Raw genomic sequence first — 23,111 nt, forward strand, 5'->3', positions numbered from 1 at the left:
GACCGGAGAGGCGAGGGGGCCGGCGTGGGCAAGGACGAGGAGTTCGAGGAGCTGCGGCCGCTGCTGTTCTCGATCGCCTACCGGATCCTGGGCGGCGTGGGCGAGGCCGAGGACGCGGTGCAGGAGACCTGGCTGCGCTTCGCGGCCTCGGCTACCCGGCCCACGTCCACCAAGGCGTTCCTGGCGGCCGCAGTGACCCGGATCTCGATCGACGTGCTGCGCTCGGCGCGGGTACGGCGCGAGGAGTACGCCGGCCCGTGGCTCCCGGAACCGCTGCTCGGCGACCCGTACCAGGACCCGGCCCGGTCGGCGGAGCTGGCCGACTCGGTGTCGACGGCGGCGCTCCTGCTGCTGGAACGGCTCAGCCCGCTGGAGCGGGCGGTGTTCGTGCTGCGCGACGTGTTCGCCTTCGGCTTCGACGACATCGCCTCGGCCGTGGAGCGCTCGGAGCCGGCCTGTCGGCAGCTGCTGGTGCGGGCGCGGCGGCACATGGCGGCGGGACGGCCCCGGTTCACGGCGGACCGGCGCGAGCGGCAGGAGCTGGCGTCGCGCTTCTTCGGCGCGATGAGGGACGGCGATGTCGGCGGGCTGCGCCGACTCCTCGCCGCCGACGTCCGGTTGACCGGGGACGGGGGCGGCAAGGCCCCGCAGCTCTCCCGCCCCGTGGTGGGCGCGGACAACGTGGCGCGGCTGCTGGGCTCGGTCGTCCCGTGGCTGCTGGCGGCCGAGGTGTCGTACCAGCCCTGCGAGATCAACGGCCAGCCCGGCGCGGTCTTCCACGACCGGACGGGCAGGGTGCTCCAGACCCTGGGCGTCGACATCCTGGACGGGCGGGTCCGGGCCGTGCGCGCCGTGACCAACCCCGACAAGCTCGCTCACCTCGGCCCGGTCGCGGACGCCCGGGCGATCAACGAGGAGGTCAAGCGGGCCCGTCGGCGGGCGGGTCGACTCAGCTGTCCCGGAAGCCGTCCCGCAGTTCGCGCTTGAGGATCTTCCCGCTGGCGTTGCGCGGCAGCGCCTCCACGAACAGCACGCGCTTGGGCGCCTTGAAGGAGGGCAGCTTCTCCCGTACGTGCGCGACGAGTTGCTCCTCCGTGACCTCGCCGCGCGGCACGACGACCGCCGTGACGGCCTCGATCCAGCGCTCGTCGGGCAGCCCGATCACGGCGGCCTCGGCCACCGCCTCATGGGTGTAGAGGGCGTCCTCGACCTGCCGTGACGCGACCAGCACACCACCGGAGTTGATGACGTCCTTCACCCGGTCCACGATGGTGAAGCAGCCGTCCGCGTCCCGCACCGCGAGGTCCCCGGAGTGGAACCAGCCGTCACGGAAGGCCTCCGCGGTCTCCTCGGGCTTGTCCCAGTAGCCCTCGCACAGCTGCGGCGAGCGGTAGACGATCTCGCCGGTCGTGCCGTCGGGCACCTCCCGGCCCTCCGTGTCCACGACCCGGGCCTCCACGAACAGCACGGGCCGGCCGCAGGAGTCGAGGCGGCCCTCGTGCTCGGCCGGGCCGAGGACCGTGGCGAGGGGGCCGATCTCGCTCTGCCCGAAGCAGTTGTACAGGGCGAGGTCCGGCAGGCGCTCGCGCAGCCGCTCCAGGACGGGCACCGGCATGATGGAGGCGCCGTAGTAGGCCTTGCGGAGCCCGGCGAGGTCCCTGGTGGCGAAGTCGGGCCGGTTGGCCAGGGCGATCCACACGGTGGGCGGCGCGAACACGCTGTCCACACGGCCCGCCTCGATCAGGTCGAACAGGCGGTCCCCGTCCGGCGCGTCCAGGATGACGCTGCTCGCGCCGACCGCGAGATAGGGCAGCAGGAAGACGTGCATCTGCGCCGAGTGGTAGAGCGGCAGCGCGTGCGCGGGGCGGTCGCCGGGGCGCAGGTCCAGGGCCGTGATCGCGCTCAAGTACTCGTGCACCAGGGCCCGGTGGGTCATCATCGCGCCCTTGGGCAGGGCGGTCGTACCGGAGGTGTAGAGCAGCTGCGCCAGGTCCTCGCAGTGCGGTCCGGGGCCGTCGTACGGCGGGGTGTCGGCGAGCCGCGCGAGGAACGAGTCCTCGGTGTCCCGCAGCGGCAGCGACCGTACGCCGTCCGGGAGCCGGCCCACGAGGTCCGGGTCGGCGAGCACCAGCGAGCTGCCGGACTGCCCGACGATGTAGGCCAGGTCGTCGCCGGTCAGGTGGTTGTTGACCGGGACGTGGACCAGGCCGGCGCGGGCGCAGCCGAGGAAGGCGATCAGGTAGGCGTCCGAGTTGTGGCCGTAGACGCCGACCCGGTCGCCGGGACTGAGGCCCTCGGCGAGCAGCAGCGCGGCCGCGCGGGAGACCGCGTCGTCCAGTTCCTCGTACGTCCAGCCGCGCTCGCCGTACTCCACCGCGACCCGCGCGGGGGTGCGGCGGGCGCTGCGCCGCAGCATCGCGTCGACCGTGCTGCCCTGTCCCTTGCTCATGACCGCAGATCTTGAGGCCCGCGCACGCGCAGGTCAAGGGCCGGGCGGTACCGGATCAGACCGACCGGGCGCGGCGCCCCGCTGCCGATGCCGCCGGCGGCCGGCACGGGCAGCGGGGCGACGGCCTCCACGACCTCCGGGGTGAGCCCATGGTGGCGATCTCCGCGGTGTGCCCGCCGGCCTCGTAGCCCTGGGCGACGACGATGTCGATGCCCGCGTCCCGGTGCTTGCGGGCGTGCCGGGCGCTGCCCGCGAGCGCGGCGACGGGCACACCCCGCTCGTGGGCGCGGGCGACGACGTCGGCGGGCGGGGAGCCGAGGGCGTTGGCGAGCAGCCGGATCGGGTGGTCGAAGGCGACGTCCAGCCGGCCCCGGGCGACCTGTTCCATCCAGCCGGTGATCCGCCACCCGGCCGCCGCGCCCTGTGGCAGTTCGGAGACCCCGCGCGCGGCGAGGGTGTCGCGCACGAACCGCCGGTGTTCCTCGGGGATCAACGCCTCGACGTCGGCCTCGGTGACGCCCTCGGCCTTCCGGGCGGGCATCACGACGTCCAGCCCGTAGGGGCGGCCGCCGGTGTGCGCATCCAGCCAGTCGAGGTCGCGTCCGAGGTCGTCGGGGGCGGTGTATCGGACCGCGCCGAGCGCACCGAACCCGCCGGCGCGGCTGATGGCCGCGGCGACGGCGGGGAACGGTGTGAAGCCGAAGACGGCGGGCTCGATGCCCAGTTGCTCGCTGAGCTCCGTCTGCATGGGCGCAGGATGCCGCACCCGCCCGCACGACGGAAGGCCTTTTCTGACACCCCGTCAGTTCTGCTGGTGCCGGTCGTGCTCCAGCACCGCCATCGCCGCGTTGTGCCCGGGTACGCCGCTCACCCCTCCCCCGCGCACCGCTCCCGCGCCGCACAGCAGGACGCGCGGGTGCGGAGTCTCCACGCCCCAACGGCCCGTGTCCGGCTGGGAGTAGGGCCAGGACAGGGCGCGGTGGAAGATGTTGCCGCCGGGCAGCCGCAGGTCCCGTTCGAGGTCGAGCGGGGTCTTCGCCTCGATGCAGGGGCGGCCGTCGGCGTCGGTGGCCAGGCAGTCGGCGAGGGGTTCGGCGAGGTGGGCGTCGAGCTGGGCGAGGGTGGACGCCAGCAGTTCCTCACGGACGGCGTCGTTGTCGTGGTCGAAGAGCCGGGCCGGGGTGTGCAGGCCGAAGAGGGTGAGCGTCTGGTAGCCGCGCCCGGCGAGTTCGGGGCCGAGGATGGTGGGGTCGGTCAGGGAGTGGCAGTAGATCTCGGAGGGCGGCGCGGCGGGCGGACGCCCGGCGGCGGCCTGGGCGTGGGCGGCGGCCAACTGGCCGTAGCCCTCGGCGATGTGGAAGGTGCCCGCGAAGGCCTCGCGGGGATCGACGTCGGGGTCGCGGAGCCTGGGCAGCCGGGTCAGCAGCATGTTGACCTTGAGTTGGGCCCCCTCGGCGGGTTCCGGGGCCGCGGCTCCGGTGAGCACGGCCAGCTCCTGCGGGGAGGCGTTGACCAGGACGTGCCGGGCGGCGGCGACGCCCTCGCCGTCGGCGGTGCGGTAGGTGACCTCGGCGCCGTCGGCGTCGCCGGCGATCCGGACCGCCTCGTGTCCGGTGACGATCTCCGCGCCCGCCGCGCGGGCCGCCGCCGCGAGGGCGTCGGTGAGGGCGCCCATGCCGCCCACGGGCACGTCCCAGGCGCCGGTGCCGCCGCCGATGACGTGATACAGGAAGCAGCGGTTCTGGGCGAGCGAGGGGTCGTGGGCGTCGGCGAAGGTGCCGATGAGGGCGTCGGTGAGGACGACGCCCCGGACCAGGTCGTCCTCGAAGTGCTCCTCGACGGCGGCCCCGATCGGTTCCTCGAACAGGGCCCGCCAGGCGGTCTCGTCGTCGATGCGGCGGCGCAGTTCGTCGCGGGTGGGCAGGGGCTCGGTGAGGGTCGGGAAGACGCGCTCGGCGACGCGGCCGGTCATGCCGTAGAAGCGCTGCCAGGCGGCGTACTCGCGCTCGCCGCCGGTCAGCCGGGCGAAGGCCGCCCGGGTGCGCGCCTCGCCGCCGCCGACCAGGAGTCCGGTGGGGCGGCCCGCGCGTTCCACGGGGGTGTACGAGGAGATGGTGCGCGAGCGCAGCCGGAAGTCCAGGCCGAGGTCGGCCACGATCTTCGGCGGCAGCAGGCTGACCAGGTAGGAGTACCGCGACAGACGGGCCTCCACCCCGGCGAACGGACGGCTGGACACGGCTGCCCCACCGGTGTGGCCGAGCCGCTCCAGCACCAGTACGGAGCGCCCGGCCCGTGCCAGATAGGCGGCGGCGACCAGGCCGTTGTGGCCTGCTCCGACGATGACGGCGTCGTACGCGCGGGTTCCCTGGTTCGCGGACATGGTCCTTCGTAGCACGGGGTGATCCGGTGGGGCCAGAGGGCGCCCGCCGCGCCGGGAAGCCTTCAGCGGGGCGCCGCCACGCCCGGGAAGACCGCCGCGGTGGACGGCGGCGGGCCGGAAGCGAGTGCACGTCCATTCGCGTTCTCGGATCATGGCGGTCCCGGCGGCCGTGCCCGATGTCCTCCGCTGTTTCCCGGGCGGCCGCTCGCGGACGGGCCCGCTAAGGAACCTTGTGCGGGGCCGGGCGGGCCGCCGGGCCGAGGCGGTCCATCGCGCGCAGGATGTGCTTCGGCGGCAGCTGCCAGCGGACACGGGCCGGGATGCGGCGCAGCAGGGTGCCGGTCGTGCGCAGGCGGCGGGTGACGACGTCGGGGGCGGGGACCGGGCGCCCGTACAGCTCGTGGGCGTACGGCGGGAGCGCGGCGTAGGCGAGGCCCGCCACGCGTCGCCACAGCAGCTCGCGTGCGGGGAGCAACAGGGGGTGCACCGGGGGGTGGCGGAGGAAGTCGTCCACGTCGCGGGCCTCGGGTCCGGCCGCGAGGTGGGGTCGCATGTCCTCGAAGTACGCGGCGAGTCGCGACCGGCTCGCCGGGACGGCAGCCGGGTCGAGTCCCACCAGCCGGGCGCTGACCCGGTGCTCGGCGATGTAGCGGTCGGCCTGGGCGTCGGTGAGCGGATAGCCCGAGCGGCGCAGCACGTGCAGGTAGGAGTCGATCTCGGCGCAGTGCACCCAGAGCAGCAGCCCGGGTTCGTCGACGCCGTAGCGCTCGCCGCTGTCGGGGTCGGTCGCGCCCAGCCCGCGGTGGATGCCGCGGACCCGGGCGCCGGCGCGCTCGGCGGCCTCCGTCGTGCCGTACGTCGTCGTGCCCACGAAGTCCGCGGTGCGCCGCAGCCGGCCCCAGGCGTCCCGCCGGACGTCGGAGTTCTGGAGCACGCCGCGCACCGCGCGCGGAAGCAGGGCCTGGAGGTAGAGCGCGCGGATGCCGGCGACCCACATCATGGGGTCGCCGTGCAGCTGCCAGGTCACGGAACGCGGGGTGAAGAGACCGGGGTCGCCCATGCCGCCAGTATGACCGCTCCCGCTTGCAAGAAACCGCAGCAAGTTTCATCAACTTCTTGCAGAGGCCCTCGGTCACCTGTTTAACTCAGGCCCTGTTGATCGCAGTTGACGGCCAGCCGGTGGAACTGCCGGCCGATTCGAGGAGTGTCGTGACGGCGCAGACATCCGCCGCCGAATCCGGGGTCCGAGGCGATGACAGCGGGTTCACCCTCCGCGCCCCGGACGGAACCTCGTACCGCGTCGATCTCACCCGTGAGGTGTTCTCACCCGCCAACCCGCTACTGGCCGAGTGCTGCGAGGGGCGCCGCGTGGTGGCCTTCACCGGACCGACCGTCGACCGGCTGTACGGCCGGCAACTGCGCGCCTATCTGGACGCGCGGCTCGCGCCCGGCACCTGGAGCGTGCACGTGCTGGGCGGCGGCGAGGACCGCAAGCGCATGGAGACGGTCGAGGAGATCTGCGCGCTGGCCAAGGCGGCCGGCCTGGACCGGGGCGGTGTGATGCTCGCCGTCGGCGGCGGCGTCACCTGCGACCTGGTCGGCTTCGCGGCGGCGATCTACTGCCGGGGCGTGCGCTACATCAAGGTCAACACCACCCTGGTCGGCCAGGTCGACGTGGGCGTGGGCGTCAAGACCGGCATCAACGCCCTGGGCACCAAGAACATGCTCGGCGCCTACCACCCACCGCACGCCTCCCTCAACGACCCCGCGTTCCTCCGATCGTTGGCGCCCCGGGACATCCGCTGCGGGCTGGGCGAGATAGCCAAGATGGCGATCATCAAGGACGCCCGGCTGTTCCGGACCCTGGAGGAGTGCCCCCAGGTCTTCCAGCGGCCCTGCGCCACTCCGGCGGCGCTCGCGGAGGACGGGCTCGGGCGGCACGGTGTCGAGGACTACGTGCTGCGCACCTCGATGCGGCTGATGATGGAGGAGCTGTGCCCCAACCTCCGTGAGCACGACCTGGCCCGGCTGGTCGACTTCGGGCACACCTTCGGGCCCGTGATGGAGACGGCCAGCGAGTACCGGATCGCGCACGGCGAGTCGGTCGCCGTCGACATGGCCCTCTCCAGTGAACTCGCCCGCGTGCTGGGGCTGCTGGACGCCCAGGACTGCGCGCGCATCACCGGGCTGATCGACGCGCTCGGACTGCCCGTGTTCGATCCGGGGACCTGTACCCCCGAGCTGATGGAGCGGGCGCTGCAGGCGTCCTGGGAGCGCCGGGGCCGCCGGCTGCATCTCGTGGTGCCCGACGGGATCGGGTCGGCGGTCTTCGTGGACGATCTGGACGACATCCCCGCCGACGCCCTCCAGGAGGCGCTGGCCGCCCTGGCCGCCCGAGCCGAGGGCGCCGCCCCCGCCGCGCCGCTGACGGCCGCGTACTGACGCCCCACCCGAACTCCCCTCCCCCGCAAGCGTCTTGGAGCCGTACCGCGATGAGTCCTGCCCTGCCGGAGCCGGATGCCCCGGCGCCCGAGCCCGTCCGTACCCGCGTCACCAACCTGTACGAGGGGCTGCTGCGTGACGTGACCGGCGACCACGGCGGCACCGGCACGATCCGCGCCCACCGCGCCTACCTCGCCGCCGGGGCGAGGGCGCCGATCGCCTTCATCGACCTGGTGGTGCTGCCCCCGGGCACCTCCATCGGGACGCACCGGCACGCCGACGACGAGGAGACGTACGTGATCCTGTCGGGGCGGGGCCGCATGACGCTGGACGGCGAGGAGTTCACGGTGCGCGCGGGGGACGTGGTCCCCAACCGCCCCTACGGGGAACACGGTCTGGCCAACGACGCCGACGACGACCTCCACCTGCTGGTCTTCGAGGCCGGCCCGCTGGGCGGTGCCGGATGACCGGCCCGCGCCAACGGGAGCTGCTGGAGCGGGAGTCGGCACACCTCGCGCCCGGCGCCTCCGAGGAGTCCGCGCTGGGCCGCCGCGTGTTCACGCAGGGCCGCGGCGCCGTCCTCACCGACCTCGACGGCAACCAGTACATCGACCTCGCGGCCGGCACCCTCACCCAGTCGCTGGGCCACTGCCACCCCGAGGTCGTCGCCGCGCTCACCGAGCAGGCCGGGCGGCTGTGGAACGTGCACGACTTCGCCACCGCCGACCGCGCCGCCCTGTGCGACCTGCTCGCCGAGCTGCTGCCGGAGGAGCTGGACACGTACGCCTTCTTCTCCACCGGCGCCGAGGTCGTGGAGGCCGCGCTGCGTGCCGTGCAGGCCGTCGCCGAGCCGGGCCGCAACCGGATCGGGGCGCTGCGCCACGGCTTCCACGGCAAGACGCAGGGGGCCAGGATGCTGGTCCACTGGGACATCGGCCACCAGGCGTTCGCGGGCAACAGCGTGCTGGGCTACTCCCCTTACTGCTACCGCTGCCCGCTGGAGCTGGAGTACCCCTCGTGCGGGGTGCGCTGCGCCTCACTGGTGCGCCGGCACATCGCGGAGAAACCGAACGTCTCGGCGCTGGTCTTCGAGCCGGTGCTCGGCGCGGCCGGGGTGATCGTGCCGCCGCCCGGCTACTGGGACCAGATCGCCGACAGCTGCCGGGAGAACGGCGTGCTGCTCGTCGCCGACGAGGTGCTCACCGGCGGCGGCCGCACCGGCACCTTCCTGGCGAGCGAGCGGTTCGGCGTCGAGCCGGATCTCGTGACCCTCGCCAAGGGCCTGGCCTCGGGTTTCCCGTTCGCCGCGCTGGCCGGGCGGTCCTCGGTGCTGCGGCACCCCGAGGCCGGGCGCGCCGGGTCCACCGCGTCGACGTACGCGAACAATCCGCTGGGCATCGCCGCCGCCAAGGCCACCCTGGAGGTCGTGCGGCGGGACGCGCTGCTCGCCCGGGTGGCCGAGCTGGGCGCCCTGCTGGACGAGCGACTGGCCGAACTGCACGCCAAGTACGAGGTGTTGGGAGACGTACGCGGGCTCGGGCTGCTGCACGGACTGGAGTTCGTACGCGACCGAGCGAGCCGGACACCCGCGCCGGAGATCGCGCAGGCGGTGTACCGGCACGCCCTGGACCTCGGGCTGCGCACCGCGATCGGCGGTCATGTGCTGCGCCTGGCACCGCCGTTCACCATCGACCGCGCGCTCCTGGAAGAGGGCGTGACGCTGCTCGACCGCGCCCTGGCACGGGCCACGGGGGACGCGCGGTGATCGTCGCGGAGGACCTGGTCAAGGAGTTCAAGGTGGCCGAGCGCAAGCCCGGTCTGATGGGCAGCCTGAGCACCCTGTTGAGCCGCGAGCACCGGCTGGTGCGGGCCGTGTCCGGGGTGTCCTTCGAGATCCCGGCCGGCACGAAGGCGGCGTACATCGGGGCGAACGGGGCGGGCAAGTCGACCACCGTGAAGATGCTCACCGGCATCATGACGCCCACCTCGGGCCGGGCCCTGGTCGCGGGCCTGGAGCCGTACCGGGAGCGGCGGCGCAACGCCGCGAACATCGGGGTGGTGTTCGGGCAGCGCAGCCAGCTGTGGTGGGACCTGCCGGTGCCGGACTCCTTCCGCATCCTGCGCCGGGTGCACGAGATCCCGGACGCCGTCTACCGGCGCAACATGGCCCTGTTCCAGGAGCTGCTGGACCTCGACGCGCTGGGCAACACGCCGGTGCGGCAACTCAGTCTGGGCCAGCGGATGCGCGCCGAGGTCGCGGCGAGCCTGCTGCACGACCCCAAGGTGGTCTTCCTGGACGAGCCGACGGTCGGCCTCGACCTGGTGCTCAAGGAGGCCGTGCGCAGGCTGGTCAACCACGTCAACGCCGAACTCGGCACCACCGTGCTGCTCACCAGCCACGACATGGGCGACATCACCGCCATCTGCGACCGGGTCCTGGTGGTCAACCACGGCGAGGTCGTGCACCGCGGGACCATGCACGAACTGCTGCGCACCGCCGACACCCGGGCAGTGGTCTTCGAGCACCACGGCGGGCCCGACGAGGCGTTGAGCCTGATCGAGAAGGGACTTGACGGGGCGTCGGCGCAGCTGGTCGACGGCGGGCGGATCAAGGTCGAGTACCCGGTGGCCCGTTGGACCTCCCGTCAGGTGATGGGCTTCGTGCTCGACCACTTCGACGTCACCGACTGCGTCGCCCCCGAACCCGACCTGGAGATGGTGCTGCGGCGCATCTACGCGGGGCGGGCGGCCGCGTGAACGCCTCCGCCCTGCGCCGCTACACCCCGTTCGCGGCCTCCAGCCTCCAGTCGCTGCTCCAGTACCGCTCCACCTTCCTGATCAACGCCCTGACCGCCACCACGGCCGTCGGCGTCCAGGTCTTCCTGTGGCGCGCGGTGTACGGGGGCCGGCCGGGCGGGCTGCCCGGCGGCTACGACCTGCCGCGCCTGACGACGTACGTCCTGCTCGCCCAGGTGCTCGGCCTGATGCAGGCCAGCCGGGTGGACGAGGAGGTCTCCGGGGAGGTGCAGCGCGGGGACATCGCCGTGTCGCTGCTGCGCCCGGTCAGCTATCCGCTGGCCCGGTTCGCCGCCGGGCTGCCGGTGTCGCTCACCAACGCCACGCTGGTCGCCGTACCCGTCGTCGCGCTGTACGCGCTGCTGCTGCCGCTGACCGCGCCGACCTGGGGCGGCATGCTGCTCTTCGCGGTCTCCGCCGCCCTGTCCCTGGTGATCGGCTTCGGGGTGAACCTGCTGGTCGGGCTCGCCGGGTTCGTCACCACCAACATCTGGGGCGTGCGCGTCGTCAAGGACAGCGTGGTCGCGTTCTTCGCCGGGCAGGTGGTGCCGCTCGCGCTGATGCCGGGGCCGCTCGCGGCCGTCGCCCGCGTGCTGCCGTTCCAGGGCATGGTCGACGGCCCGCTGCGGCTGCTGCTCGGGCGCTACGACGGCGCCGCGGGCGCGGCCGGAATCCTCACCGTACAGCTCGGCTGGGCGGTGGCGCTGTGCGCGCTGGCCGCGCTGGCCTGGCGCGGGGCCGTACGCCGGGTGGAGGTGCTGGGCGGATGACCGCACCGGGGCCGCTCGCGACGGCCGCCCGCTACGCCCGTCTGACCTGGCATCTCAGCGCCGTCAGCGTGCACCGGCTGACCGAGTACCGCATGGACTTCCTGCTCGGCGCGGGCGGTCTGGTGCTGCGGGTGGTGTGCCAGGTCGCGGTGGTCGGCATGGTGTTCCGGCAGACCCCGCGGATCGCCGGCTGGGACTACCACGAGGTGCTGTTCCTGCTCGGCTTCTCGCTGCTGCCGCGCGGGCTCGACCGGATGTTCACCGACCAACTGTGGGTCATGGCACGCAAGTTGGTGCAGAACGGCGAGTTCTTCCGCTATCTGATCCGGCCGGTGCACCCGCTGTTCTCGCTGCTGTCCGAGCGGTTCCTGTACCCGGACGGCTTCGGGGAACTGATCACCGGAGCCGCCCTGACCTGGTACGCGGCCGACGAACTCGGCCTGCGCCTCAGCGTCGTGCAGTGGCTGCTGCTGCCGCTGCTCGTGGTGTGCGGCACGCTGATCCTCGCCTCGGTCAAGACGCTGTTCGCGTCGCTGGCCTTCTGGACGACGAACAGCTTCCCGGCCCTGTACGCGGCCAACCAGCTGGGGGACTTCTCCGGTTACCCGCTCGACCTGTACCACCCCTCCCTGCGGTGGCTGCTGACCTGGCTGCTGCCCTACGCCTTCACCGCCTACGTCCCCGCCGGCTACCTGCTCTTCGGGCGCACCGGCATGCTGCCCTGGCTGTTCGTGGTGACCGCGGGTGTGGTGACGCTCGCCCTGGTCGTCTGGCACCGGGGCGTCGACCGTTACGAGATGACCGGGAGCTGACCCATGGACACCCTGTTGCCCGGCGCCCCCGCGCCCGCGACCGTCGGACTGCTGCGCGCCTCCTCCTGGATGGACGAGGCCGGGCGCCGCGGCCCCTTCGAGCTGTACGACCAGGCGGTGCTCGGCGAGGTCCGGCTGCTGCTGGTCGGGGCGGGCGAGGCCCGCTGGTTCGTGCCGGTGCTCGACGCCGACCCGGGGCGATCCGCCGCCGGTACGGAAGCGTTCGACCGGGCGGTGGTCGGCGCGCTGCGCGACGGGCTCCGACTGCCCACCGGGCGCGGCAACACGATCGAGTTCCGGGGGGCGCCCGCCGCCTACCGGGGCCCGCTGCCCTTCGACCCGGGCTGGTGCTCCAACGCGCTGTCCCTGATCGACCTGGACGGCACCGCGCACACCCACAAGAGCTACCGGCGGATCGGCACCGGCAACCGGGAGGCCGAGCTGTTGCGCCTGATGGCGGACGGCGGGCGCACCCAGCAGCCGGTGGGCGACTACACGTACGTGGACACGGCGACGGGGGCCCGCGAGCCGCTCGGGGTGCTGTACCGGTTCGCGGAGGGCGAGGGCCTCAACGTGCCGCTGCGGGCGGGGATCAGGGCGCTGTGGCCCCTGCTGGCCGACGGTGTCGAGCCGGCCACGGCGGTGGACACCTCCCAGCGGGACCTGATCGCGCCGCTGCGGGCCACCGGACTGTTCCTGCGCGACTTCCACCAGGAGCTGGCCGAACGCCTCGGCCCGCACCCGGAGTTCCCCGCCGGGGCCGTCCTCGCGGACTCCGCCGAACGGCTCGCCCGGCTCACCCCGCTGATCCTCGCCGACACCCGCTACCCCGCACCCGTGCGCGAGGCGGCCGCGACCGGTCTGTCCCGTGAGCTGGCCCGCGTCGCCGCGCTGCCGGCCCGGCCCTGGCCCGCCGGACCCTGCCACGGCGACCTCCACCTGTCCCACGTCCTGCGGGGCGAACGCGCCGACGGCAGCTGGGAGTTGTGCGTCATCGACCTGTCCACGCCGCGCGCCGACCCGGCCGACCCGGCCACCGCGCAGTCGCCGTGGCAGGACCTGGCCGCCCTGACCCGGGGCCTGGAGATCTTCACGGCGGACGAGTTCTCCGACCACGCGGCGGGCGTCCTCGGCATGGACCCGGAGGACACCTGCCGCACCGCACTGCTCCAGGCGGCGGGCGCGCGCCCCGACACGCCCGGCTGGACCGAGGAGAGGCTGGCGGGTCTCGCCCGGCTCCGGCAGGCGGCGGGGCTGTGGGCCGCGCGGGCCGGGAACCTGCTGGCCGACGCGGGTCCGGAGCGGGACGCGCATCCGGCGTGGCGGCTGCTGAGGCTGCGCCGGCTGATCCACGAGCTCGACTACGCCTACGCCCACGACCGCGCCTACCACGCGGCGATCAACCTGCGGCACGCCGTGGAGGCCAGCGGCCTGCCGGCCAGCGGATGAGGACACCCGTGCACATCATCGAGACCTACTTCGAGTGCGGGGGCTTCGACCACCGCTTCCTCCAGGGCGGCATCTCCGTCTACCTGTGGAACCTCTCCACGGCCTTCGCCGACGCGGGCCACCGCGTCTCGGTCGTCACTCCGGCCCACGGCCGCCTGGCCGAACTCCGGGCCTCCTACGACCTGGAGACCCTGGACTACGAGGACACCTACGAACTGCCGCTCGTCCTCGACCCGGACACCTGGGGCGAGCGCTTCCCGGCCGAGGTGAGCATCCCGCTGACCACGACCGCGCACCGGCTGCGCCTGGCCGGCGTCGACCTGTACTTCCTGTCCGACGAGTTGCTGGACGCGCTCCCCGACCGCTTCTACCCGCCGTACGACAGCAAGGGCCACGACCTGGTCTTCTTCAAGCCGCTGGCCTACCAGGTGGGCACCGTGCGGTTCGTGCGCGCCCGGTTCGGGGGCGAGAAGGCACTCGTGCACGCCCATGAGCCGTACTACCACTACCTGATGCCGGCGGCCTTCCGCGCCGACCCCTCGAAGCTGGTCGTCGGAACCGTGCAGAGCAACATGCCGATCACCAAGAAGGTGTACCGGCCCAAGGTCGAACGGCTCCTCGGCTTCCTGGACGCGCCGGTCACCCTGCCCGCCGAGGAGGCCGGGCCGACGAAGCCGTCCCTGCGGAGCGCCTACCAGCAACGCACCCATCTGCACTACGAGTACGAACCCGGGCACATCGGCGTGTACGACCTGGTCGCCGACCACGCCGACCTGGTCGACTTCCTCTCGCCGGGGCACCTGGAGTTCTACACCGATTTCGCCGGTACCCCCTTCGAGGAGCCGTTCCGGCGGCTGCCCGTGCACGAGACGGTGCGCCGCAACGCGCACAAGAGCTTCGTCGGGGGCTGTGCGATCGGGGAGCGCTGGACCGCTCCCGAGCGGCCCGCCGTGGACCGCGCGGCCGTGCTGGGGGGCCTCGGCCTGGACCCGGCGCTGCCCACGTTCTTCCACAACGCCCGGTACGCCGTGAACCACAAGGGGCAGCTGGAGCTGTTCCGCGCGGTCGACCGCGTGCTCGCCGAGGGCCTGGCGGCCAACTTCGTGCTGCGCTGCCTCAGCGACGACGGGATCGAGGACCCGTACATCCGCGAGGTGGTCGAACGCCACAAGGACCGGATCCACCTGGAGTGCGAACGGGTCGCCGAGGAACGGATCATGGCCTACGCGGCCTCCTCGGACTTCTGTCTCTTCCCGTCCAAGTTCGAGATGGACACGTTCCTGATCGCGCAGGGCGAGGCGATGGCCATGGGCTCCGTGCCGATCGCGACGGCCCAGCGGGGCATGGCGCACTTCGGCCATGTCGCCGACCCGCTGAACACCCCCGAGGCCACCGGCTTCGCGGTCAACCGCTCCTTCGCCGAGGACGACTCGCTGCTCGCCGACGCACTGGCCCGCCGCATCCAGGAGGCCGCCGCCCTGCTGCGCGAGCGGCCCGAGGAGTACGCCCGTCTGCGGGCCAACTCCATCGCCACCGCACGGCAGTTCACCTGGGAGCACACGGCGCGGCGGCACCTGGACGCCTTCCTTCCCCTGTGGGAGGGGAAGCGCCCCGTACGGGACGTCCCGCTCCTGCTGAGGCACGGGTGGTTCGACCTGCTGCCCGCGGAGGCGTACGAGGAGTACGGCGACGCGATCGCCGAGGCCGCCGCCCGGCTCGGGGACGCCGACGCCTACGCCCGCTGCCGCCCCCTGGACCCCGAGGCGCGCCGCGTCCTGTTCGAAGCGGCCTGGGCGCGCGCCGACTTCGGGCGATGTGCCCGCGCGGCCGCGGGCGACCCGGAGCTGCGGGCCCGCCTCGACGCCCGCCACGCGATCACGGACGGGCGGCTCACCTACCGGCTGCCGGGCGCCGCCCGCGTCGAGGCGGTCACCTGGGCCGAGCCCACCGCGGCGGGGCGCCGCGGGACCGTGGTCCACCGGGCCGCCGAGACCGGGCCGGGCGAGTTCACCCTGGACCTGGCGGAACTGCCGTACACCGGAGGGGAATTGAACCTGCTGCTGACCCTGGCCGACGGGCGCTCCGCCTGGGACGTGGTGCGCCATGGCTGACGGAGTGCGCGCCGCGCTGCTCGCGGGCGGCGAGGGCCGCCGGATGGGACCGCTGGGGCACGGCCGGCTCAAGCCGCTGGTGCCGTTCGGCGGCTCCTGCCGACTGATCGACTTCTCGCTCGCCAACGCCGAGGCATCCGGGTTCGACGAGGTGCTGCTGCTGTCCCAGTACGAGGAGCGGCAGTTGATGGACGACCTGTACCGCACGTGGTGGCGGCCCGGTTTCCGCGTGCACTTCGGGCCGTACGACCGCGCGTTCCGCGAGGGCACCGGCTACCGGCCCCCGCCACCCGGGGGCACGCCCGAGCGGGGCACCGCCGACGCGCTGATCCGCAAGGCGCCGTACCTGTTCGGTCCGGGCACCTCCGAGGTGCTGGTGCTGCACGCGGACCATGTCTACCGCTTCGACTACGGGCCGCTGATCGCCGCCCACCGGAGTTCCGGCGCCGCGCTCACCCTGGCCTACCAGCGCATCGAGCGACGCTACGTCCACCTCTTCGGCATGGTCGACTTCGACCCGGCGGGGCGGCTGACCGCGTTCGTGGAGAAGCCCGCCGAGCCGACCAGCGACCTGGTGTTCGCCGCGTTCTGCGTCTTCGACGCGGACCGGCTCCACCACTATCTGGAGCGGTTGGACGGCACCGGCTGGCAGCACGACATCAGCCGGGACGTCATCCCGGCGATGCTGGCGGGCGGCGAGCTGATCCTCGGCCACGAGGTGCCGGGGCACTGGGAGGACATCGGCACGGTCGACCGCTACCACCGGGCCCACCTGGCGCTGACCGGGGAGCGGCCGACGCTGACGGTCGACCGGCTTCCCCGCACGGTACGGCCCGGGGTGCGGCGCGAGCTCGTCGTCTCCGCTCCCGGTGTGACCCGCAGTCTGGTGCCGGCCGATCTGGTCAACGAGGGCCTGCTGGAGCACAGCGTCGCCTTCCCGGGGGCGCGGATCGGTGCCGGGGCGCGGGTGCGCCGCAGTGTGCTGCTACCGGGTGCCGCGGTGCCGGAGGGCGCCGAGATCGACTCCGCGATCGTGCTGGAGGACGGCACGGTGCAGTCCGTCGCGCCCGCTTCCGCCCAAGGAGGAGCCCGTGTCTGAACCCGCCTGCACGGTGGTCGATCTGGGCGGCACCACCCTGCGCACCGCCCGCTACGACCTCACCACCGGCGCCCTGTCCGATGTGCGCCGCACCCCCACCGAGGGATTGGACCGCCACCCCGGCGCGCCCGTCCCCGTGCTCCAGGACCGGGTGGGCGAGCAGCTCGCCGGGCTGTGCGCCGAGGCGGTGGAGCGGCACGGCAGCAGGGCGCTGGCCGTGGCCTTCGCCGGTCCCGTCACCGCCGACGGGCGGGCGCTGGCGGCGCCCACCATCTGGGGCGGCCCCGGCGATCCGCTGCCGGTGCGGCAGTCGCTGGAGGACCGCCTCGGCCTGCCGGTGGTCGTCGTCAACGATCTGACGGCCGCCGCGTGGCGCTATGTGCACGGCCCCGACGAGCCGCCGTTCTGCCTGATCACGGTGAGCTCCGGGATCGGCAGCAAGGTGTACCGGGCGGGCGAGGTGCTGCTCGACGCGGAGGGCCACGGCGGCGAACTCGGCCACTGGCCCTGCGATCCCTCCCCCGACGCTCCCCGGTGCGACTGCGGCGGCCGGGGCCATCTCGGCGGCATCGCCTCCGGACGCGGCACCCTCGCCGCCGCGCGCCGCGCCGCCCACGCCGACCCCGGCGGCTACGCCCGCTCGGCACTGGGCGCCGCCGCGCCCGACCCGGACCGGCTGGACAACCCCGCACTGGTCGCCGCGATCCTGGGCGACGACCCGTTCGCCACCGGCGTCCTGCGCTCCGTGCTCCCCTACCTCGCCTCGGCGATCATCTCGGTGTTCACCTCCATCGGCATCCGCCGCTACATCCTGATGGGCGGCTTCGCCCTCGCCGTCGGACCACGCTATGTCCAGCTGCTCACCGAGGAGTTGGAGCGGCTCGGCTGCTTCGGTCTGGACGCCGACGGCATCCGGCGCATGGTGACGCTCGGCGCCCCGGACGACGACCACGGGCTGATCGGCGCGGGCCGGCTGCTGGCCGCGCGGGGCGTGGGGCGCAGGGCGGTGACGGCCGTATGAGCACGACCACGCTGATCGTCGGCAGCGGCTTCGTCGGACGGGCCGTGGCCGAACGGCTGACCGCCCTGGGCGGCAGCCCCGTGCTCGCCTCCCGCACCCCGCCGCCGGGTTCGACCGCGCCCTGGGTGCGGCTCGACGCCACCGACGCGGACGCCTGCGCCCGGGTGGTCGACTCGGTGCGGCCGGACCGGCTCGTGCTGGTCCACGGCCCCTCGGACGTGACCTGGTGCGAGGCCGACCCCGAGCGGGCCGTCGCGCTGCACAGTGCGGCGGCGGCCCATCTGACGGCGGCCGCGCGGGGGCGTCGTACCGTCCTCATCTCCACGGACAACGTGTTCGACGGGAGCGGTCCCGACAACGACGAGGCCACCCCCACGGCGCCCGCGAACGCCTACGGCAGGGCCAAGCTGGCCGCCGAGCGGATCGTCGGCGCGGCGCCCGACGCGACCGTGCTGCGGGTGAGCCTGGTCTACGGCTGGGAGCCCGCGGACTCCGCCAAGTGGCTGAACTTCTTCGCCTCCTGCGCCCACCGGCTGCGCGCCGGGGAGCAGGTGGAGGCGCCGTACGACCAGTGGACCACGCCGGTGCCGGTCGAGGACGTCGCCGCCGTGACCGCCGCCGTCCTGGAACCCGGGGCCCCCGGACTGCTGCATCTCGGCGGCCCGGACCGGGTCTCGCGGGCCGCGTGGGCGGAGACCATCGCCGACGGTCTGGGCGTGCCCCGGACGCGGGTGACCCGGGTGCCCCGGGCGCTGGGGCGATACGCGAGCCGGCCCGCCCACACCTGTCTGACCAGCACCCTCCTGGACGAGGTGCTGCGCCGGCACGGGCTGCGGGTGCGCGGTGTCGCCGAGGGGGTCCGCGACCTGCTGGAGGCCGCCCCGTGATCCGCACCGTGCGCTCGCGCGAGGTCTACCGCAACCCGTGGATGACCGTCCGGGAGGACGACATCCGGCGCCCCGACGGGAGCACGGGCCTGTACGGCGTGGTGGACAAGCCGGACTACGCCCTGGTGATCCCCCGGGACACCGACGGCGGTCTGCATCTGGTCGAGCAGTACCGCTACCCGGTCGCGGGCCGCTACTGGGAGTTCCCGCAGGGCTCCTGGCCCGCCGGGCACGAGGGCGCTCCGCCGCTCGAACTGGCCCGCGCCGAACTGCGCGAGGAGACCGGGCTGCGGGCCGCCCGGATGACGTATCTGGGCCGGGTGCACGTCGCCTACGGCTACGCCAGCCAGGGCTGCCATGTCTTCCTGGCCGAGGAGTTGACCGAGGGGCCGCCCGAACGCGAGGCGAGCGAGGCCGACATGCGCCAGCGCCGGGCCGGCCCGGCCGAGTGGCGCGACCTCGTGCGCGCCGGCCGGATCACCGACGCGGCGACGCTGGCCGCGTACACCCTGCTGGAACTGCGCCGGGGCGAGGGCGGGTGACCGCGCCCTACAAGGTCGTCGCCACCGACCTCGACGGCACCCTGCTGCGCGGCGACCTCACCGTCTCCCCGCGCACCCGGGCCGCGCTCGATCGGGCCGCCGCCGCCGGCGCCCGGCACCTGGTGGTGACGGGCCGGCCGGCCGCGGGCTGCCGGGACCTGCTGGCCCCGCTGGGGTACGGGGGGATCGCCGTCTGCGGGCAGGGGGCGCAGTTGTACGACGTCGGCGCCGACCGGCTGCTGTCCTCGGCGACCCTCGACCGGGACGTCGTACGGACGCTGGTGGCGCGGATCGCCGAGGCGGCGGGTCCGCTGGCGCTCGGCGTGGTGACCGCCGGGCTGTCCGGGGAGTTCCTGGTCACGCCGGGCTTCGGGGAGCGGGTGCGGCACGGCTGGCGGCTGGTCGAGGACGCGGAGGGGCTGTGGACGCGACCCGTGGAGAAGGTCCTCATCCGCAGCCGGGCGCTGGACGACGACGGGCTGGCCGCGCTCGCGCACTCCGTGTGTGCCGGGCGGATCGGGGTCACCCACTCCGGCGAGGGCATGGTCGAGCTGTTGCCCGACGGGGTGGACAAGGCGAGCGGGCTCGCCGAGGCCGCTCGCAGGCTGGGGTTCGGCGCCGCCGACACGGTCGCGTTCGGGGACATGCCCAACGACATCCCGATGCTCGCCTGGGCCGGGCACGGGGTCGCCATGGGCAACGCCCATCCCGAACTGAAGCGCCGCGCCGACGAGATCGCGCCAGGCAACGAGGAGGACGGCGTCGCGGCGGTCCTTGAACGCCTGTTCCCGTCGAACGGCTCGCCCGCTGGGGCAACTTGCTGAAAATTTCTGCAAGTTCTTGCCAGCGGTGCGGCCGACTGCTTGACTCACCACCCCGATGGACTCCACCCCACGTGAGAGAAACGAGCCGACTGCCATGACCACCGAGACCGACGTCCTCGTCCTGGGCGGCGCGGGCGTGGACACCGTCGTCCATGTCCCGGAGCTGCCGATCCCCTACGCCGACAGCTACATGATCCGGCCGGGCATCGTGACCCGTGCCGGACAGAGCGGCGACTTCGTCGCGCTCGGGGTCAGCGCCCTGGGCCTGCGCGCCCACCACATCGACCTGGTCGGCGACGACCCGGAGGGCGACCTGGTGCGCGCGCTGCACCGGGACCGGGGCATCCCGCTCACCGACGTGCCCTCCGTCGCGGGCACCAAGCGCGCGGTCAACCTGGTCGGCCCGGACGGACGGCGGCTGTCCCTGTACGACGACACCCGCAGCCAGGAGTCCGACCGGCTGCCCGAGGACACCCTGCGCGCCCTGGCGGCGGCGAGCCGCCACGCGCACGTGGTGATCACCCACCCGTGCGCGCACGCCCTGCCGGTGCTGCGCGAGGCCGGGCTGACCATCTCGACGGACCTGCACAACTGGGACGGCGTCAACCCCTACCACGAGCCCTTCGCGCTCGCCGCGGACCTGGTCTTCCTGTCCACCACCGCGCTGGCCGACCCGGAGCGCACCATGCGGGACATCGCGGCGCGCGGCCGGGCCCGGATCGTCGTGGCCACCGCGGGCGCCGAGGGCGCGTACCTGCTGGTCGACGGCGAACTGACGCATGTGCCGGCGGTCGCCCCGCCCGAGCCCGTCGTGGACTCCAACGGCGCGGGCGACGCCTTCGCCTCCGCCTTCCTGCTCGGCTGGCTGGACGGCGCCGACCCGCTGCGCTGCGCCCGTTACGGCGCGGTCGCCGGCGCCCACGCCTGCACCGTGCCCTCGACGCGCGCCGACGCCATCGGGCGGGACGAACTCCTCGCCCGCGTCGCCGAGTCGGACGCCGACGAGCAGGCCGCCAAGGTGGGCGGATGAGCCCTGTCACAGGACACCACGACGTGCTGGTGCTCGGCGGCGGCGTGGCGGGCTGCGTGCTCGCCGCCCGGCTCAGCGAGGACCCGGCGCGCAGGGTCTGCCTGGTGGAGGCCGGGCCGGACCACGGTGTGGACCGTTCGCGCTGGCCGCGCACGCTGCTCGACGCGCACGCCCTGCCGCGCGACCACATGTGGGAGCGCGGGGTCGCCGTGCACCGGCTGCGTGCCCGGGTGCTGGGCGGCTCCTCCTGCGTCAACGGGTGCTGGCACACCTGGGGTTCGGAAGCCGACCACGAGGAGTGGACCCGGGCGGGCGGCCCCCGCTGGTCGGCCGCCGGCATGGCGCCGTACCGGGAGCGGGCCGCGGCGGCCATGCGGCTACGACCCGTGCCCGAGCGGGAGTTCAGCGTCTGGGCCCGTGCGGCGCTCGCGGGCGCCCGCGAACTCGGCTACGAGGACGTGGACATGGGCGCCCCGGGCGCGCCCGGCTGCGGCACGCCGCTGCTCAACGCGCTCGACGGGCTGCGCTGGAACGCGGCCTTCGGCTACCTCGGCCCGGCCCGCTCCCGCACCAACCTCACGGTCCTCGGCGAGGCGACGGCGAACCGGCTGCTGCTCGACGGCGGTGAGGTCATGGGCGCCGAGGTCGTCGTGGACGGGCAAACCGTGACGCTGACCGCGGACACCTACGTCCTCGCCTGCGGCACCTTCGGCTCGGCCGGCCTGCTGCTGCGCAGCGGCATCGGACCGGCGGACGAGCTGCGCGAGCGCGGCGTACGGCCCGAGGTGGATCTGCCGGGCGTCGGCGCCAACCTGTCCGACCAGCCCGGGGTGTTCGTGCCCCTGACCCCGGCGCCGGACCTCAACGCGGCGCTGGCCGCGCAGGAGAAGGAAGGCGACCTGTACGTCAGCCGGATGCTGATCCGGGCCGCCAGCACGCACTGCCCGGCGGGCGGCTGGGACCTGCACATCCTGCCCTCCGCCGGGGACCCGCTGTTCGGCAGCCTGCCGCCGGGCGAGTACGAGGCCGGCATCGCGGCCTTCCTGATGAAGCCCGCCTCCCGCGGCCGGGTCCGGCTGCGCTCCGCCGACCCCGCCGAACCCCTCGACATCGACCCCGGGTTCCTCACCGACCCGGACGGCCACGACATGGCGGTGCTGCGCGAGGGCCTGGAGATCGTCGAGCGGCTCGCCGCCACCTCGGCGCTCGCCCCGCTGGCCGGCGCCGTGCCCTCCGGGGAGCTGACCGACGCCGAGCTGCGCTCCCGGCTCGGCACGTACTGGCACCCGGTCGGCACCTGTGCCATGGGCCCCGCGGCCGACCCGCTGGCGGTCACCGACGGCGCGGGCCGCGTGCACGGGGTGCCCAACCTCCGCGTCGCCGATGCCTCCGTGCTGCCCTCCGTGCCCGCGGCCAACACCCAGCTCCCGGTACTCGCCGCGGCCGAGCTCTTCGCCGACGCCCTGAAGGAGGCGGTCCGTTGACGGACATATCCACCGATCCCGCCGACCGGGCGCCCGAGGCCCGGCTGATCTACGGCTGCATGGGTCTCGGCGGCGGCTGGGACCGGGCGCCGTACACCGCCGAGGACGTGGACCGCGCCCAGGCCGCCGTGGCGGCGGCGCTGGAGTGCGGGATCACCGTGTTCGACCTCGCGGACATCTACCGGTTCGGCAAGTCGGAGTCGGTGTTCGGCGAGGTGCTCGCCCGGACGCCGGGGCTGCGGGAGCGGATCACCATACAGACCAAGTGCGGGATCCGGCTCGCCGAGGGGGACCGGCCGGGGCTGTACGACCTGCGGGCGGACTCGATCGTCGGGCGGGTCGAGGAGAGCCTCGCGCGGCTGCGCACCGACGTGATCGACACCCTGCTGCTGCACCGCCCCGACCCGCTGACCGGCCCCGACGAGATCGCCGCCGCCCTGCACAAGCTGCACCGGCAGGGGCTGGTACGCCGGTTCGGTGTCTCCAACATGAGCGGCGCGCAGATCGCCCATCTCCAGGCCCGCCTCGAACTCCCGCTGGTGGCAAACCAGTTGGAGATGAGCCTGGACCGGCGCGACTGGGTCGAGGCGGGGGTGCTGCTCAACACCTCCGCGGCCGCCTCAGGCGGCTTTCCCGAGGGCACCCTGGAGGCGTGCGTCGACCGGGGCATCCAGCTCCAGGCGTGGGGCGCGCTGGCCCGGGGCCGGTACACGGGGGACGCCGACAACCCGGTCGCCGGGCTGCTGCGCCGGCTGGCCCGGAGCAAGGACACCACCCCCGAGACGGTCCTGCTGTGGTGGCTGGCCCGCCATCCCGCCGGCCTCGTCCCGGTGATCGGCACCAGCCGCCCCGAACGGATCCGCGCCTGCCAGGACGCGGCACTGCGCGCGCCCGACCTCACGCACGAGGAGTGGTACGAGCTGTGGATCGCGGCGCGGGGCGCGCCGTTGCCCTGACCGAGGCCCTCCCGCCCGACCGCCCGCTCCCGCCCGACCGCCCGCTCCCGCCCGCCGTA

General features: G+C 74.1%; 20 protein-coding genes and 1 pseudogene. 17 read left to right on the forward strand and 4 right to left on the reverse strand.

The genetic code is table 11. The features are described 5' to 3' along the window. The first annotated feature begins 24 nt into the window (after nt 1-24). Nucleotides 25-987, forward strand: coding sequence for an RNA polymerase sigma-70 factor (locus ACWDD7_RS10990; protein WP_351865973.1), 963 nt, complete (start codon nt 25-27; stop codon nt 985-987). On the opposite strand, the gene ACWDD7_RS10995 is transcribed toward ACWDD7_RS10990, so the two are convergent. The 4 genes and pseudogenes from ACWDD7_RS10995 to ACWDD7_RS11010 form a co-directional block, all read right to left on the reverse strand. Beyond that, nucleotides 950-2,449, reverse strand: a complete 1,500-nt coding sequence (locus ACWDD7_RS10995; protein ID WP_351865971.1) for an acyl-CoA synthetase — start codon at nt 2,447-2,449, stop codon at nt 950-952. The two genes, ACWDD7_RS10990 and ACWDD7_RS10995, sit on opposite strands and share 38 nt — an antisense overlap. A gap of 77 nt (nt 2,450-2,526) precedes the next feature. Beyond that, nucleotides 2,527-3,197 (reverse strand): annotated as a pseudogene (locus tag ACWDD7_RS11000) (nitronate monooxygenase); the annotation flags it as partial. Nucleotides 3,198-3,251: 54 nt separating this feature from the next. Next, the gene (locus tag ACWDD7_RS11005) at nt 3,252-4,829 is read right to left on the reverse strand and encodes a phytoene desaturase family protein (RefSeq protein WP_450457130.1); all 1,578 of its coding nucleotides are present in this window, start codon (nt 4,827-4,829) and stop codon (nt 3,252-3,254) included. A gap of 220 nt (nt 4,830-5,049) precedes the next feature. Beyond that, nucleotides 5,050-5,889 carry an oxygenase MpaB family protein gene (locus ACWDD7_RS11010; protein ID WP_351865966.1) on the reverse strand — a complete coding sequence of 280 codons (840 nt, stop codon included), beginning with the start codon at nt 5,887-5,889 and terminating at the stop codon, nt 5,050-5,052. Between the two features lie 149 nt (nt 5,890-6,038). On the opposite strand from ACWDD7_RS11010, the gene ACWDD7_RS11015 reads away from it, so the two are divergent. The 16 genes from ACWDD7_RS11015 (at nt 6,039) to ACWDD7_RS11090 (ending at nt 23,052) form a co-directional block, all read left to right on the forward strand. Beyond that, entirely contained in the window at nt 6,039-7,271 is a 1,233-nt protein-coding gene (locus ACWDD7_RS11015) for a sedoheptulose 7-phosphate cyclase (RefSeq protein WP_450457131.1), read from the forward strand. 50 nt (nt 7,272-7,321) lie between these two features. After that, nucleotides 7,322-7,738, forward strand: coding sequence for a cupin domain-containing protein (locus ACWDD7_RS11020; RefSeq protein WP_351865961.1), 417 nt, complete (start codon nt 7,322-7,324; stop codon nt 7,736-7,738). Further along, the gene (locus ACWDD7_RS11025; RefSeq protein ID WP_351865959.1) at nt 7,735-9,036 is read left to right on the forward strand and encodes an aspartate aminotransferase family protein; all 1,302 of its coding nucleotides are present in this window, start codon (nt 7,735-7,737) and stop codon (nt 9,034-9,036) included. Before ACWDD7_RS11020 ends, ACWDD7_RS11025 begins: the two co-directional genes overlap by 4 nt. Then, nucleotides 9,033-10,028 (forward strand): ABC transporter ATP-binding protein, encoded by a 996-nt coding sequence (locus tag ACWDD7_RS11030; RefSeq protein ID WP_351865956.1) that lies wholly within the window; start codon nt 9,033-9,035, stop codon nt 10,026-10,028. The genes ACWDD7_RS11025 and ACWDD7_RS11030 overlap by 4 nt, the downstream gene beginning before the upstream one ends. Beyond that, nucleotides 10,025-10,837, forward strand: a complete 813-nt coding sequence (locus ACWDD7_RS11035) for an ABC transporter permease (protein ID WP_351865953.1) — start codon at nt 10,025-10,027, stop codon at nt 10,835-10,837. Before ACWDD7_RS11030 ends, ACWDD7_RS11035 begins: the two co-directional genes overlap by 4 nt. Then, on the forward strand, nt 10,834-11,649 hold the full coding sequence (locus tag ACWDD7_RS11040) for an ABC transporter permease (protein WP_351865950.1): 816 nt from the start codon (nt 10,834-10,836) through the stop codon (nt 11,647-11,649). The genes ACWDD7_RS11035 and ACWDD7_RS11040 overlap by 4 nt, the downstream gene beginning before the upstream one ends. A gap of 3 nt (nt 11,650-11,652) precedes the next feature. Beyond that, nucleotides 11,653-13,098, forward strand: coding sequence for a hypothetical protein (locus ACWDD7_RS11045; RefSeq protein WP_450457132.1), 1,446 nt, complete (start codon nt 11,653-11,655; stop codon nt 13,096-13,098). An 8-nt stretch (nt 13,099-13,106) separates the two neighbouring features. Next, nucleotides 13,107-15,209 carry a glycosyltransferase gene (locus tag ACWDD7_RS11050; RefSeq protein WP_450457133.1) on the forward strand — a complete coding sequence of 701 codons (2,103 nt, stop codon included), beginning with the start codon at nt 13,107-13,109 and terminating at the stop codon, nt 15,207-15,209. Then, entirely contained in the window at nt 15,202-16,308 is a 1,107-nt protein-coding gene (locus ACWDD7_RS11055) for a sugar phosphate nucleotidyltransferase (protein ID WP_450457134.1), read from the forward strand. The genes ACWDD7_RS11050 and ACWDD7_RS11055 overlap by 8 nt, the downstream gene beginning before the upstream one ends. Beyond that, nucleotides 16,301-17,329: an ROK family protein gene (locus ACWDD7_RS11060; RefSeq protein ID WP_351865938.1), complete on the forward strand. Its 1,029-nt coding sequence runs from the start codon at nt 16,301-16,303 to the stop codon at nt 17,327-17,329. The genes ACWDD7_RS11055 and ACWDD7_RS11060 overlap by 8 nt, the downstream gene beginning before the upstream one ends. Next, the gene (locus ACWDD7_RS11065) at nt 17,326-18,216 is read left to right on the forward strand and encodes an SDR family oxidoreductase (RefSeq protein WP_351865935.1); all 891 of its coding nucleotides are present in this window, start codon (nt 17,326-17,328) and stop codon (nt 18,214-18,216) included. The genes ACWDD7_RS11060 and ACWDD7_RS11065 overlap by 4 nt, the downstream gene beginning before the upstream one ends. Beyond that, a complete protein-coding gene (locus ACWDD7_RS11070) occupies nt 18,213-18,758 on the forward strand; it encodes an NUDIX domain-containing protein (protein WP_392212940.1) in 546 nt (181 codons plus the stop codon). The genes ACWDD7_RS11065 and ACWDD7_RS11070 overlap by 4 nt, the downstream gene beginning before the upstream one ends. Next, a complete protein-coding gene (locus ACWDD7_RS11075; RefSeq protein ID WP_450457135.1) occupies nt 18,755-19,582 on the forward strand; it encodes an HAD family hydrolase in 828 nt (275 codons plus the stop codon). Before ACWDD7_RS11070 ends, ACWDD7_RS11075 begins: the two co-directional genes overlap by 4 nt. A 94-nt stretch (nt 19,583-19,676) precedes the next feature. Then, nucleotides 19,677-20,612: an adenosine kinase gene (locus ACWDD7_RS11080; RefSeq protein ID WP_450457136.1), complete on the forward strand. Its 936-nt coding sequence runs from the start codon at nt 19,677-19,679 to the stop codon at nt 20,610-20,612. Next, nucleotides 20,609-22,096: a GMC family oxidoreductase gene (locus ACWDD7_RS11085; protein ID WP_450457137.1), complete on the forward strand. Its 1,488-nt coding sequence runs from the start codon at nt 20,609-20,611 to the stop codon at nt 22,094-22,096. Before ACWDD7_RS11080 ends, ACWDD7_RS11085 begins: the two co-directional genes overlap by 4 nt. Continuing rightward, the gene (locus tag ACWDD7_RS11090) at nt 22,093-23,052 is read left to right on the forward strand and encodes an aldo/keto reductase (RefSeq protein WP_351865922.1); all 960 of its coding nucleotides are present in this window, start codon (nt 22,093-22,095) and stop codon (nt 23,050-23,052) included. Before ACWDD7_RS11085 ends, ACWDD7_RS11090 begins: the two co-directional genes overlap by 4 nt. Nucleotides 23,053-23,111 lie beyond the last annotated feature (59 nt).

This window comes from Streptomyces sp. NPDC001056 (genome assembly GCF_053598955.1).

What these genes read in the sequence shown, in the direction of transcription:
- ACWDD7_RS11025 (WP_351865959.1), top strand. Translation starts at nt 7,735, where the DNA reads ATGACCGGCCCGCGCCAACGGGAGCTGCTGGAGCGGGAGTCGGCACAC.
- ACWDD7_RS11020 (WP_351865961.1), top strand. Translation starts at nt 7,322, where the DNA reads ATGAGTCCTGCCCTGCCGGAGCCGGATGCCCCGGCGCCCGAGCCCGTC.
- ACWDD7_RS11085 (WP_450457137.1), top strand. Translation starts at nt 20,609, where the DNA reads ATGAGCCCTGTCACAGGACACCACGACGTGCTGGTGCTCGGCGGCGGC.
- ACWDD7_RS11055 (WP_450457134.1), top strand. Translation starts at nt 15,202, where the DNA reads ATGGCTGACGGAGTGCGCGCCGCGCTGCTCGCGGGCGGCGAGGGCCGC.
- ACWDD7_RS11010 (WP_351865966.1), bottom strand. Translation starts at nt 5,889, where the DNA reads ATGGGCGACCCCGGTCTCTTCACCCCGCGTTCCGTGACCTGGCAGCTG.
- ACWDD7_RS11065 (WP_351865935.1), top strand. Translation starts at nt 17,326, where the DNA reads ATGAGCACGACCACGCTGATCGTCGGCAGCGGCTTCGTCGGACGGGCC.
- ACWDD7_RS11040 (WP_351865950.1), top strand. Translation starts at nt 10,834, where the DNA reads ATGACCGCACCGGGGCCGCTCGCGACGGCCGCCCGCTACGCCCGTCTG.
- ACWDD7_RS11045 (WP_450457132.1), top strand. Translation starts at nt 11,653, where the DNA reads ATGGACACCCTGTTGCCCGGCGCCCCCGCGCCCGCGACCGTCGGACTG.
- ACWDD7_RS11005 (WP_450457130.1), bottom strand. Translation starts at nt 4,829, where the DNA reads ATGTCCGCGAACCAGGGAACCCGCGCGTACGACGCCGTCATCGTCGGA.
- ACWDD7_RS11080 (WP_450457136.1), top strand. Translation starts at nt 19,677, where the DNA reads ATGACCACCGAGACCGACGTCCTCGTCCTGGGCGGCGCGGGCGTGGAC.
- ACWDD7_RS10995 (WP_351865971.1), bottom strand. Translation starts at nt 2,449, where the DNA reads ATGAGCAAGGGACAGGGCAGCACGGTCGACGCGATGCTGCGGCGCAGC.